Raw genomic sequence first — 11600 nt, forward strand, 5'->3', positions numbered from 1 at the left:
GTGGCAAGGCTAGGACTCCTCTGGGTCGATCGGGAGGGCGCGAACGGTTCGGCCCTTGCCGTGGACGGTGGCGAGCAGCCCGGTTCCCTCCATCTGCGCGAGGGCGCGCCGTACCGCCGTGCGGGAGACTCCGAACCGTGTGCACAGCTTTGATTCCGACGGGTAGGGGTCGCCCACCGTCAGTGCGTCTTCCTTGATCAAGTCAGTCATGCGGTCGACGAGCGGTCGGATGGGCTGAGCCGACATCCGCCATCCCGCCCCCGGAACGGAGGTGATCAGCTTCTCGGCTTCCAGGGTCTTGAGCGCACGCCGGATGGTGTTCCGGGAGACGTCGTGCTCCCGCATGAGCGCGGCCTCGGACGGCAGCGCGTCCCCGTGAGAGCCCTTCTCAATGTCCTTCCGCAGCACGTCAGCGATGATCAGATAGGTTCCGCGCGGGCTGGCCTCCGGCACGGCACCTCCTTCCGGGAACGTCGACTGCTGTCAGGGTCGCACGTCGTTGCTGCGGACGTACGCGGCATCCCCGGGCCAGAGTTCGGGGCCGTCGAGGGACCGCCAAGGGGCACCGAGGACCACCGACAACGAGCAAGAGGGCGCGACCGATGGTCGCGCCCTCTTGGTCGTGCTTTCCCAGCCAGATCCACGTGTCGAGCCACATCCGTGCTTGTCACTGATCCATCGGGATCGGCGTCGACGTGTAGACCGGTCAGAAGCAGATGCCAGCGGCCGGCCGAGGGGGAGCGGGGCTTAGCCCGCCGTTTCCGCTCGGTAGAGATCCCAGGCGCGCTCAAGGGTCTCTACGGCGGCAGAAATCGCACCCCGACCCTCCAGGTACTCCCGCTGCCCCTTGAGCTGCTTGCCGGATGGCCAGTCAGGATCCATAGCTACGTCCCGGGCCAGATCACCGATGGCGTTGTCGTCCTTGACGTGGCTCTTCAGCCACGTAGTGAAGCTCTGGGAACCCGTCATGGCCACATCCTCGCACCGAGCCGGCCGCTACGTGGCGGGCTTGGTGAGACACCAGGGCGAGGGCCTGCGCTAGCACTCCCACCAACGTCCGGTGCACTGCTTGCGGATCAAATCGTCGTTGAGCTGATCTTTGAGCGTCTGGGCAACTGCTAGTTCGTCCGGGCTGAAGCATTGAGGGTTCTGAAGGATCAAGTTTGCAGCCATCTGCCGGGCAGTTCTGAGGGTGAGTTGCTCATCTGCACTGAGGCTGCTCGTCTGCATCTTGTCGACGATCGGCTTGGCTTCTTCGCCGCCGCGCCTCACAGAATCGGTGACGGCGGCGCACTCGGTTGAAGCTGCGTCATCGGAGTGGGAGGGGGCCGTGTATCGCCCGCTGATGAAAGCAGCGGCGATGGCTACGAACGCGATCGGTGTGGCGATGAGCGCGCCTCGGTACCTTCGCTTCCAGGACGCGGGGCCAGGAGCGGACGGCTGGCGAGGTACGGCCTTTGGGTCCTGCATGCTCTCCCCCTGGCGGACGACAGCACAGTGTCGCAGGGCCGAGCTGCAAGCTCCATGGGGGTGGAGAGATTTCTGATCTGGGGCCGCCTGGGGGCCGTCCAGGGGCCGCCAGTGCCCACCGGCAGCCACCGGCAACAGCCAAGAGGGCGCGGCCACCGGCCGCGCCCTCTCGCTGCGAATTCCCTGCTAGATCCAGGTGTCCAGCCACATCCGCGCCCGCCACTGGTCCATCGGGATCGGCGTCGCCGTGTAGATCGGCCAGAAGTAGATGAAGTTCCAGACGATCAGGAGGACCAGGCAGCCCGCCACCACGGCGCCGATGGTGCGGCGTCTCTCCGTGGAGCCCTTCGGGCCGATGATGGCGCCGATCATCATGGCGACCGCCAGGCACAGGAAGGGGACGAGGATCACGGCGTAGAAGTAGAAGATCGTGCGTTCCTGGTAGCGGAGCCAGGGGAGCCAGCCGGCGGCGAAGGCGCAGAGGATCGCGCCGGCGCGCCAGTCGCGGCGGAAGAGCCAGCGCCACAGGACGTACAGGAGGGCGGCGCAGCCGGCCCACCACAGGAGGGGGGTGCCGAGGGCGAGGATCTCCTGGGCGCACTTCTCCTTCGCGGAGGCCGGGCAGCCGCCGGTGCCGGGGGCGGGGGACTCGTAGAAGTAGGAGACGGGGCGGCCCGCGACCAGCCAGGACCAGGGGTTGGACTCGTAGGTGTGGGGCGAGGTCAGCTCGACGTGGAACTTCCACACCGCGGACTCGTAGTGCCACAGGCTGCGCCACCACTGCGGCAGCCAGCTCCAGAAGCCGGGGTCCACCGCGTCCTGCTCGGCGGCCCAGTTCCGGAAGTAGCCCTTGTCGGAGACGAGCCAGCCCGACCAGGTGGCCAGGTACGCGGCGAACGCCACCGGCACCGTGGAGACGAAGGCGGGCAGCACGTCCCGCTTCAGGACCGCCACGTACGGGCGGACCGCGCCCGCCGTCCGCCGGGCGCCGACGTCCCACAGGACCGTCATCAGGCCGAACGCGGCCAGGAAGACCAGGCCGTTCCACTTCGTGGCCCCCGCGAGGCCCAGCATCACACCGGCCGCGAGCCGCCACGGGCGCCAGCCCAGGCGCAGGGTCTCGGCGATCTCCGCGTCCGGGCGGAGGACTCCCTCCTCGTCCTCGGGGAGCGCGGCGGCGAGCCGTTTCCGTGACCGGTCACGGTCGACGACCAGGCAGCAGAAGGCCGCCAGGACGAAGAACATCAGCACCTGGTCGAGGAGCGCGGTGCGGCTCATCACGAAGTGCAGGCCGTCGACGGCGAGCAGCAGTCCGGCGAGGCAGCCGAGGAAGGTGGAGCGGAAGAGGCGGCGGCCGATCCGGCACACCATCAGGACGGAGAGCGTCCCGAGCAGCGCCACCATGAACCGCCAGCCGAACGGCTCGAAGCCGAAGAGCCTCTCGCCCAGGCCGATGACCCACTTGCCCATCGGCGGGTGGACGACGTACCCCGGGTCGGTGGGGATCAGGACCGAGCCGGGGTCCTTCAGGATCGTCTTGTCGATGTCCTTGGGCCACGCCCCCTCGTACCCCTGGTTGATCAGGGCCCAGGAGTCCTTGGCGTAGTACGTCTCGTCGAATATCACCGCGTGCGGCTTGCCCAGGTTCCAGAACCGGAGCACGCCGGCGACGGCCGCGACGAGCAGCGGACCGCCCCAGGCGGACAGCCGCCACAGCCGGTCGGCGGCCGCGGGGCCGAGCCCCAGGAGGGACGTCACCCGCGGCGACGGCCGGGTGTACGGCGGGTCGAGCCGGTCCCGCGTGCCGATCGCGAGCGAGCCGGCGGCGGGCGGGCGGTAGCCGAAGCGCCGCAGCCGCAGCTGCCACGAAGAGGGCTCGGCCACGGTCGGCGCCATGGAGTGCTGGCCCTCCAGGGCCTCGGGTGCGGTACGGGTCACCGCGCCATCGTAGGGACTGCGCCTGTGCGCGTCGCCCGTCCCGGCGGTACGGGGCGCCGTGACGGGTGCGACTCCTGGGAGGATGGGACGCGTGACAGGAACGCTGGTACTCGCAGGGACCCCCATCGGTGACGTCGGCGACGCGCCGCCGCGGCTCGTCGCCGAGCTGGAGGGGGCGGACATCGTCGCGGCCGAGGACACCCGCCGGCTGCGCGGGCTGACCCGGGCGCTCGGCGTGCACACCACCGGGCGGGTGGTGTCGTACTTCGAGGGGAACGAGTCGGCGCGCACGCCCGAGCTGGTCGAGGCCCTGCAGGGCGGCGCCCGGGTGCTCCTCGTGACCGACGCGGGCATGCCGTCGGTCTCCGACCCGGGCTACCGCCTTGTCGCCGCCGCCGTCGAGGCGGACATCAAGGTGACGGCCGTCCCCGGCCCGTCCGCCGTGCTCACCGCGCTCGCGCTCTCCGGCCTCCCGGTCGACCGGTTCTGCTTCGAGGGCTTCCTGCCGAGGAAGGCCGGCGAGCGCCTCGGCCGGCTCAGGGAGGTCGCGGCCGAGCGGCGCACCCTCGTCTACTTCGAGGCCCCGCACCGGCTCGACGACACCCTCGACGCGATGGCCGAGGTCTTCGGCACCGACCGGCGCGCCGCGGTCTGCCGCGAGCTGACCAAGACGTACGAGGAGGTCAAGCGCGGCCCGCTGGGCGAGCTGGCGGCCTGGGCGAAGGAAGGCGTGCGCGGCGAGATCACCGTCGTCGTCGACGGCGCCCCGGAGACCGGCCCCGAGGAGCTGGACGCGGCCGAGCTGGTGCGCAGGGTGCGGGTGCGCGAGGAGGCGGGGGAGCGGCGCAAGGAGGCGATCGCCGCGGTCGCCGCCGAGGCGGGGCTGCCCAAGCGGGAGGTCTTCGACGCGGTCGTCGCGGCGAAGAACGCGTCCTGAGAATTCCAGGAAAGGCCCTGGAAACGGTAAAGGGCTAACCTTTAAGGCAAAGCCGAATCCGGCGCCGGGAGCTTCTGAGGGCGCTTCGGCAAGGGAACGCCCAAAACCGTTCCACGGTTTCTTCCCCGCTGATGCGCTCCGGCCCGAAAAGGCGTCCACTGGACCAGTGGAGAGGAGCTGGCATGAGTGAGACCACCGGCACCGGAACGCCCGTCGTCCATGAGGCCTACGCCTTCGCCTGCATGAGGTGCGGGTACGGCTGGGAGCAGTCCTACGAGATAGAGCACCACACGGACGCGCACGGCCAGGCGTTCGTCGTGTACAAGGCGGACGGAGAGCGGGTCCCCTCCCCGCTCTCGAATCCGACCTGCATGAACTGCGGCGGCCACGTGGTGCGGATCATGCGCGCCGGGCAGGTGTCGACCGTGCTCGACCTGATCGCGTCGATGGAGCACCACGGGCGCGGGGCGAAGGAGACCGGTCCCGTCTCGGCGGCCGGACCGATCGGCCAGTCGCTGACCGAGGGCGGGGAGGCCCCGCCGCCGGTCCCGCACCACTGGCACCTCTCCGATCTGCTCCACCCCTTCCGCTCCCGGCACTGAGAGCGGGCGCCGAAACCGCCGCGCGGACGTGCTCATGGCCCTCGTACGATCGGGGCCATGAGTGCCAAGGACGCCCCGCCGCCGCTGCCCGAACCCCTCCTCGTGGAGGTCGCGGACTCGCACACCCACCTGGACATGCAGTCCGGCACGGTCGAGGAGGCGCTGACGAAGGCCGCGGCCGTCGGCGTGACGACGGTCGTGCAGGTCGGCTGTGACGTGAAGGGCTCCCAGTGGGCCGCGGAGACGGCGGAGCGGTACGCGAACGTGCACGCGGCCGTCGCCCTGCACCCCAACGAGGCGCCCCGGATCGTCCTCGGGGACCCCGACGGCTGGTCGCGGCAGGGGGCGCGGGACGCGGGCGGCGACGCGGCGCTCGACGACGCGCTCGCCGAGATCGACCGGCTCGCGGCCCTCCCGCACGTCCTCGGCGTCGGCGAGACCGGCCTCGACTTCTTCCGCACGGGCCCCGAGGGCATGGCCGCGCAGGAGCGTTCCTTCCGCGCCCACATCGAGATCGCCAAGCGGCACGGCAAGACCCTCGTCATCCACGACCGGGAGGCCCACGCCGACGTGCTGCGGGTCCTGGACGAGGAGGGCGCCCCCGAGCGGACCGTCTTCCACTGCTACTCCGGCGACGCCGCGATGGCGGAGATCTGTGCCGCCAAGGGCTACTACATGTCCTTCGCCGGCAACATGACCTTCAAGAACGCCCAGCCGCTGCGCGACGCCCTCGCCGTCGCCCCGCTGGACCTCGTCCTCGTCGAGACCGACGCCCCCTTCCTCACCCCGGCGCCCTTCCGGGGCCGCCCCAACGCCCCGTACCTGATCCCGGTCACCGTCCGGGCGATGGCCGCGGTGCGCGGCATCGACGAGAACGCGATGGCGGAGGCGCTCGCCGTGAACACGGCCCGCGCCTTCGATTACTGATCCATAACGGTTACGTGTCGTAGCCGGGTGGTTTTGGAGAGTGACCTCCGCCGGGGCTAGGGTCCCGGCCTCGTGAGCACTTCCCAGGGCAGTCACCGCGCCGGACGGCCGGGGGCGGCCACGCTGCCCGTCCACGAGCAGCCCACCCAGGCCGTCCCCCTGACCGTCCCCGCGCAGGGCCGGGCCGCCGCCCGGCGCGGGGCCCGGCGCCGCAAGGCCGCCCGTCCGGCCGGCGACGGACTGCGCAGGCTCGTCCCGCAGGCCCTCGTCGTCGCCTTCCTGGCCGGCGGCACCAGCGCCTTCGTCGCCGACGACAAGGCCGTCCGGCTCACCGTCGACGGCGTCCCCCGCACCCTGCACACCTTCTCCGACGACGTGCGGGAGCTCCTCGCCGACGAGGGCCTGGAGATCGGCGAGCACGACCTCGTCGCCCCCGCCCCCGGCGCGCCGCTCGCCAGCGGCGACGAGGTCGTCCTGCGGTACGGCCGGCCGGTCGCCCTCACCCTCGACGGCTACCGCCGCCAGGTGTGGACCACCGCCGACACCGTCGACGGCGCCCTGCGCCAGCTCGGCGTCCGCGCCGAGGGCGCCCATTTGTCCGTCTCCCGCTCCGCCGCGATCTCCCGCACCGGCCTCGCGCTCGACGTCCGCACCGAACGCGCGGTCACCTTCCTCGCCGACGGCCGCGAGCGGACCGTCCGCACCAACGCGGCCACCGTCGCCGAGGCCCTCGACGAGGCCGGCATCACCCTCGGCGGCGAGGACACCACCTCCGTCCCCCGGGACGCCTTCCCCCGCGACGGGCAGACCGTCACCGTGCTGCGGATCACCGGCTCCACCCAGACCCGCGAGGAGGCCGTCCCGTACGCCGTCGAGCGCGTCCGCGACCCGGAGCTCTTCGCCGGCACCGAGGTCGTCGAACGGCAGGGCGTGCCGGGCCTGCGCCGGGTCACGTACCACCTGCGCTCCGTCAACGGCGTGAAGCAGAAGCCGCGCCGCACCGGCGAGGAGCTGGTCCGCGAACCCGTCTCCCGCAAGGTCCGCGTCGGCACCCGTTCGCTCCCCACCTCGGTGGCCGGCGCCGACGGCCTGAACTGGGGCGCGCTCGCCGCCTGCGAGTCCGGCGGCCGGCCGAGCGCGGTCGACCCCTCGGGGACGTACGGCGGCCTCTACCAGTTCGACCCCGGTACGTGGCGCTCCCTCGGCGGCACCGGCGTCGCCCAGAACGCCCCCGCCGCCGAGCAGACCTTCCGGGCGAAGAAGCTCTACGTCCAGCGCGGCGCGGGGCCCTGGCCGCACTGCGGGCGCAGGTTGTTCCAGTGACCGGTACGGCGACCCGTAGGCTGTACCGGTGAGCACCACCACCGGCCCCGACGGCCCCGACGCCCTCCTCGGCCCCGCCGACATCCGTGAGCTGGCCGCCGCCCTCGGCGTGCGCCCCACGAAGCAGAAGGGCCAGAACTTCGTCATCGACGCCAACACCGTCCGGCGCATCGTCCGCACCGCGGGCGTCCGCCCGGACGACGTGGTCGTCGAGGTGGGGCCCGGACTCGGCTCCCTCACCCTGGCGCTCCTGGAGGCCGCCGACCGGGTGACCGCCGTCGAGATCGACGACATCCTGGCCGCCGCGCTGCCGGCGACGATCGCCGCGCGCATGCCGGAGCGGAAGGACCGCTTCGCGCTGGTCCACTCCGACGCCATGCTCGTCCAGGAGCTGCCGGGCCCGGCGCCGACCGCGCTCGTCGCCAACCTCCCGTACAACGTGGCCGTGCCCGTCCTGCTCCACATGCTCGACCGCTTCCCGACCATCGAGCGGACCCTCGTCATGGTCCAGGCCGAGGTCGCCGACCGGCTCGCCGCCGGACCGGGCAACAAGGTGTACGGCGTCCCCTCCGTCAAGGCGAACTGGTACGCCGAGGTCAAGCGCGCCGGGGCCATCGGCCGCAACGTCTTCTGGCCCGCGCCCAACGTCGACTCGGGTCTCGTCTCCCTGGTCCGCCGCACCGAGCCGATCGCGACCACCGCCACCAAGGCGGAGGTCTTCGCGGCCGTGGACGCGGCCTTCGCGCAGCGCCGCAAGACCCTGCGGGCCGCCCTCGCCGGCTGGGCGGGCTCGCCCGCCGCCGCCGAGGAGGCACTGGTGAAGGCCGGGATCTCGCCGCAGGCGCGCGGCGAGGCGCTGACGGTCGAGGAGTTCGCCCGGATCGCGGAGAACAAGCCGGAGAGCAAGCCGGAGAGCAAGCCGGAGGCCCAGGCGTGAACGGTGCGACGGGCACGAGCGGTGCGACGGGCGTGACCGGCGTGACCGGCGTGACCGTACGGGTCCCGGCCAAGGTCAACGCGCAGCTCGCGGTGGGCGCGGCCCGCCCCGACGGCTTCCACGACCTCGCCAACGTCTTCCTCGCCGTGTCGCTGTACGACGAGGTCACGGCCACCCCCGCCGACCGGCTGACGGTCACCTGCGAGGGCCCCGACGCGGACAAGGTCCCGCTGGACGCCACCAACCTCGCGGCCCGCGCCGCCACCCTCCTCGCCGCCCGGCACGGCCTCTCCCCGGACGTCCACCTGCACATCGCCAAGGCGATCCCGGTGGCCGGCGGCATGGCCGGCGGCAGCGCGGACGGCGCCGGCGCCCTCCTCGCCTGCGACGCCCTGTGGGGCCTCGGCACCCCGCGTGACGTGCTCCTGGAGATCTGCGCCGAACTCGGCTCCGACGTCCCCTTCAGCCTCGTCGGCGGCGCGGCGCTCGGCGTCGGCCGCGGCGAGCGGCTGACGGAGCTGCCGGTGGCCGGGCCCTTCCACTGGGTCTTCGCGGTCGCCGACGGCGGCCTGTCGACGCCCGCGGTGTACGGCGAGTTCGACCGCCTCGCCGAAGGCGCCGACGTCCCCGAACCGGTCGCCTCCCCGGCGCTCCTGGAGGCCCTGCGCACCGGCGACACGACGGCGCTGGCCGGCGCCCTCGCCAACGACCTCCAGGCCCCCGCGCTCTCGCTGCGGCCCTCGCTCGCCGCGACCCTCGCGGCCGGCACCGAGGCGGGCGCGCTCGCGGCCCTGGTCTCCGGCTCGGGCCCGACGACGGCGTTCCTGGTGAAGGACGCGGAGTCGGCGGACCAGGTGGCCCGCGCCCTGCGCGCCTCCGGGACCTGCCGCGCCACCCACACGGCCACCTCCCCGGCGCCGGGCGCGACGGTCCTGTAGGGGCTACCGGAGCTTGTTCTTGGAGATCCTGGCCAGGAGCAGGTTCGGGTCGGGGTCCGTGGTGTCGAAGAAGGCCGCGCTGTTCACGTAGACCTTCTTGTGGCGCACGGCCACGGAGGTCGGGTTGTCGAGCCCGTCCGTGCCGGTGAGCACGGTCTTGTGGGTGCCGTCGGGCCGGACGAGCTCCAGTTTGTCGGCCATGATCAGGGCGGCGAGGACGGTGTCGCCGTGCCCGGTGAAGGCGAAGTCGTCGACGAAGGCGAGGCCGGTCGCCCGGGTCTCGGCCGGACCGGCGGTCCGGTCCTCGCGCACCGGGATGCGCAGCAGGGTCCCCCGGGCGGTGTTGGACACCCAGACGGCGCCGTCGTGGACCTTGAGGCCGTTGGCGCCGAAGGGGACCTCGGCGGTGGGTTCGAGCGCGGCCCCGGTGGCCCAGGCCGTGGGCTCGCCCCCGCTCACCGGGAGGCTCCACACCGTGCCGAGGCGCGTGTCGGCGGTGTAGAGGGTGCCGCACTTCTCGTCGAGGGCGAGGCCGTTGGGGAAGGCGTCGGCGGGGAAGAAGCCGATCTGCTCCGGCGTGCCGCCGCCGGGCGCGACGCGCCAGATGCCCGTCTTCTCGGTCCCGGTGGCGTAGGTGACGTACAGGGTGCCGTCGTGGGCGCGGGCGATGCCGAGGGCGACGGCCCCGCCGACGGGGGTCTGCGCGTCCGGCACGTCGGGCAGGGTGGCGAGGATCGTCGTCGCGCCCTGCTCGGTGACGCGGGCGACCTGGTGGGCGAAGGCGAAGGTGATGTCGGCGGAGCCGTCGGGTTCGAGGGCGATGTTCTCCGCGTTCTGTCCGGCGGCGAAGTCGAAGTGGGCGACGACCCGGGGATCGGTGACGGCCGGATCACCGGCCGAGGCGGGGCCGGCGGCGAGCACGGTGAGCGCGACGGCTGCACCGGCGACGGCGGCCACGCGTGGACGTCTGGACATGGGTTTCTCCTCGGGGTGGGGTGGTGGGTCCGAGGAGAAGATGACGGCTCGCCGGCCGGAGCCTCCGGCAGCCCCGGCCGCGAGGTCGCCCGCGTGGCCGACGGCATGGGGCCGGTTGGCACTGCCCGGTGGCCCGCCGCGGGCCCGTACTCAGTGGCCGGCTGAGTATCCGCGCCCTGTCGGGCCGGAGGCGGGCACGGGACCCTGCCGGTATGAGAATCAGCGCGCGGGAGCTCGCCGAGGGCACGCCGGCGAGCCGGGACCGGTACGTGGACCTGCTGAGGGTCGTCTCGCTCGGGGTCGTCGTCCTCGGCCACTGGCTGATGGCGGCCGTGACCCAGGACGGCGTCGGGAACCTGCTGGCGGTCGTGCCGGAGCTCCAGGCGGCGACCTGGGCGCTCCAGGTGATGCCGGTGTTCTTCTTCGTGGGCGGCTTCGCGCACGCCCTCGCCTACCGCTCCCGCCCCCGGTACGCGGACTTCCTGCGGGCCCGGCTGCGCCGGCTGCTGCGGCCGACGATGGTGTTCGTCGCGGTGTGGGGCGCGGCGGCGCTCGTGCTCCAGGTGGCGGGGGCCGACGGCGGGCTGACCGGCGTCGCGCTGCGGCTCGTCACGCAGCCGCTGTGGTTCATCGGGATCTACCTGGCGATGGTCGCCTTCACCCCGCCGCTGCTGCGGGCGCACGAGCGGTACGGCTGGGGGGCCTTCGCGGGGCTCGCGGCCGCCGCCGTCCTCGTCGACGTGGCGCGCTTCGCCGCCGGCGTCCCGTACGTCGAGTTCCTGAACTTCGCGTTCGTCTGGCTGGCCGTGCACCAGCTGGGCTTCCTGCGGGCCGACGGCATGATCCGGCGCCCCGCGCTCCTCGCGGCGGCGGGGCTCGCCGGCGCGGGCCTGCTCGTGGCCTTCGGCCCGTATCCGCTGTCCATGGTGGGGATGCCCGGCGAGAAGGTGTCGAACATGGCCCCGCCGACGCTGGCCCTGCTCTGCCACGGCCTGTGGCTGATCGGCGCGGTGGAGCTGCTGCGCGGCCCGGGGGCGCGGTTCGCGGCCCGGGCGCGGGTCTGGCGGGCGGTGGTCGCGGCGAACGGCATCGCGATGACGGCCTTCCTGTGGCACCTGACGGCGATGCTCGGCGTGTACGGCGGGATGCTCGCGCTCGGCGTACGGCTCCCGGCCCCGGCGACCGCCGCCTGGTGGGCGCAGCTGCCGCTCAGGCTCCTCGCGGCGGCCGCGCTGACCGCGCTCCTCGTCGCGGTCTTCCGCCGCTTCGAGGCGCCCGCGCCCGTCCCCCGCACCGGCGGCTCGGGACCGCTCGCCGCGCTCGGCATCGCCCTCGCCCTCCTGGGCGTCCTGGGCCTGTCGATGACGGGCTTCGGCGGCCTCCTGGAGGGCCACACCGCCACCCTGATCGCGGTCAGGGTGACCGCCCCGGCGGCGGTCGCGATGGCCCTGGTGGGCTGGCTCCTGGTCGACCGGCCGGGCCGCTCCCGGTCCTGACCCGGTCGGCAGGGCCGCCGGGCGGCGCGGGGACGTACCCTGGTATGTCGATCGATC

At 73.1% G+C, this 11600-nt stretch carries 12 protein-coding genes; 7 read left to right on the forward strand and 5 right to left on the reverse strand.

The window, feature by feature from the left end; translation table 11 throughout:
* Positions 1-9: 9 nt before the first annotated feature.
* From ABZ621_RS23525 to ABZ621_RS23540, 4 genes are all read right to left on the reverse strand, one after another.
* Positions 10-453, reverse strand: coding sequence for a winged helix-turn-helix domain-containing protein (locus ABZ621_RS23525; protein WP_360607602.1), 444 nt, complete (start codon positions 451-453; stop codon positions 10-12).
* Between the two features lie 294 nt (positions 454-747).
* Positions 748-969, reverse strand: a complete 222-nt coding sequence (locus ABZ621_RS23530) for a YozE family protein (RefSeq protein ID WP_360607604.1) — start codon at positions 967-969, stop codon at positions 748-750.
* A gap of 69 nt (positions 970-1038) precedes the next feature.
* On the reverse strand, positions 1039-1470 hold the full coding sequence (locus ABZ621_RS23535) for a hypothetical protein (protein ID WP_360607606.1): 432 nt from the start codon (positions 1468-1470) through the stop codon (positions 1039-1041).
* Between the two features lie 186 nt (positions 1471-1656).
* The gene (locus ABZ621_RS23540; RefSeq protein ID WP_360607608.1) at positions 1657-3408 is read right to left on the reverse strand and encodes a phospholipid carrier-dependent glycosyltransferase; all 1752 of its coding nucleotides are present in this window, start codon (positions 3406-3408) and stop codon (positions 1657-1659) included.
* A gap of 82 nt (positions 3409-3490) precedes the next feature.
* Here ABZ621_RS23540 and rsmI point away from each other — a divergent pair, with 82 nt between their 5' ends.
* The 6 genes from rsmI to ABZ621_RS23570 all read left to right on the forward strand — a co-directional run bounded on the left by rsmI (position 3491) and on the right by ABZ621_RS23570 (position 9072).
* Positions 3491-4345 carry a 16S rRNA (cytidine(1402)-2'-O)-methyltransferase gene (rsmI, locus tag ABZ621_RS23545; protein WP_360607610.1) on the forward strand — a complete coding sequence of 285 codons (855 nt, stop codon included), beginning with the start codon at positions 3491-3493 and terminating at the stop codon, positions 4343-4345.
* A 182-nt stretch (positions 4346-4527) separates the two neighbouring features.
* The gene (locus tag ABZ621_RS23550) at positions 4528-4947 is read left to right on the forward strand and encodes a hypothetical protein (RefSeq protein WP_360607612.1); all 420 of its coding nucleotides are present in this window, start codon (positions 4528-4530) and stop codon (positions 4945-4947) included.
* Positions 4948-5004: 57 nt separating this feature from the next.
* Positions 5005-5874, forward strand: a complete 870-nt coding sequence (locus ABZ621_RS23555; RefSeq protein ID WP_360607614.1) for a TatD family hydrolase — start codon at positions 5005-5007, stop codon at positions 5872-5874.
* A 72-nt stretch (positions 5875-5946) separates the two neighbouring features.
* Positions 5947-7197 carry a ubiquitin-like domain-containing protein gene (locus ABZ621_RS23560; protein ID WP_360607616.1) on the forward strand — a complete coding sequence of 417 codons (1251 nt, stop codon included), beginning with the start codon at positions 5947-5949 and terminating at the stop codon, positions 7195-7197.
* A gap of 28 nt (positions 7198-7225) precedes the next feature.
* Entirely contained in the window at positions 7226-8134 is a 909-nt protein-coding gene (gene rsmA / locus ABZ621_RS23565) for a 16S rRNA (adenine(1518)-N(6)/adenine(1519)-N(6))-dimethyltransferase RsmA (RefSeq protein ID WP_360607618.1), read from the forward strand.
* A gap of 50 nt (positions 8135-8184) precedes the next feature.
* Positions 8185-9072: a 4-(cytidine 5'-diphospho)-2-C-methyl-D-erythritol kinase gene (locus ABZ621_RS23570; RefSeq protein ID WP_360607827.1), complete on the forward strand. Its 888-nt coding sequence runs from the start codon at positions 8185-8187 to the stop codon at positions 9070-9072.
* Positions 9073-9075: 3 nt separating this feature from the next.
* Here ABZ621_RS23570 and ABZ621_RS23575 read toward each other — a convergent pair whose 3' ends face one another.
* Positions 9076-10047, reverse strand: a complete 972-nt coding sequence (locus ABZ621_RS23575) for a hypothetical protein (protein WP_360607620.1) — start codon at positions 10045-10047, stop codon at positions 9076-9078.
* Between the two features lie 212 nt (positions 10048-10259).
* Between ABZ621_RS23575 and ABZ621_RS23580 the strand changes: the two genes are divergently transcribed.
* A complete protein-coding gene (locus tag ABZ621_RS23580; protein ID WP_360607622.1) occupies positions 10260-11543 on the forward strand; it encodes an acyltransferase in 1284 nt (427 codons plus the stop codon).
* Positions 11544-11600 lie beyond the last annotated feature (57 nt).

Source organism: Streptomyces sp. NPDC007863, assembly GCF_040633895.1.
In the GTDB taxonomy this organism is placed as follows: domain Bacteria; phylum Actinomycetota; class Actinomycetes; order Streptomycetales; family Streptomycetaceae; genus Streptomyces.

Coding starts and splice junctions, on each gene's coding strand:
- ABZ621_RS23530 (WP_360607604.1), bottom strand. CDS start 969: ATGACGGGTTCCCAGAGCTTCACTACGTGGCTGAAGAGCCACGTCAAG.
- ABZ621_RS23535 (WP_360607606.1), bottom strand. CDS start 1,470: ATGCAGGACCCAAAGGCCGTACCTCGCCAGCCGTCCGCTCCTGGCCCC.
- rsmI (WP_360607610.1), top strand. CDS start 3,491: ATGGGACGCGTGACAGGAACGCTGGTACTCGCAGGGACCCCCATCGGT.
- ABZ621_RS23550 (WP_360607612.1), top strand. CDS start 4,528: ATGAGTGAGACCACCGGCACCGGAACGCCCGTCGTCCATGAGGCCTAC.
- ABZ621_RS23555 (WP_360607614.1), top strand. CDS start 5,005: ATGAGTGCCAAGGACGCCCCGCCGCCGCTGCCCGAACCCCTCCTCGTG.
- ABZ621_RS23575 (WP_360607620.1), bottom strand. CDS start 10,047: ATGTCCAGACGTCCACGCGTGGCCGCCGTCGCCGGTGCAGCCGTCGCG.
- ABZ621_RS23580 (WP_360607622.1), top strand. CDS start 10,260: ATGAGAATCAGCGCGCGGGAGCTCGCCGAGGGCACGCCGGCGAGCCGG.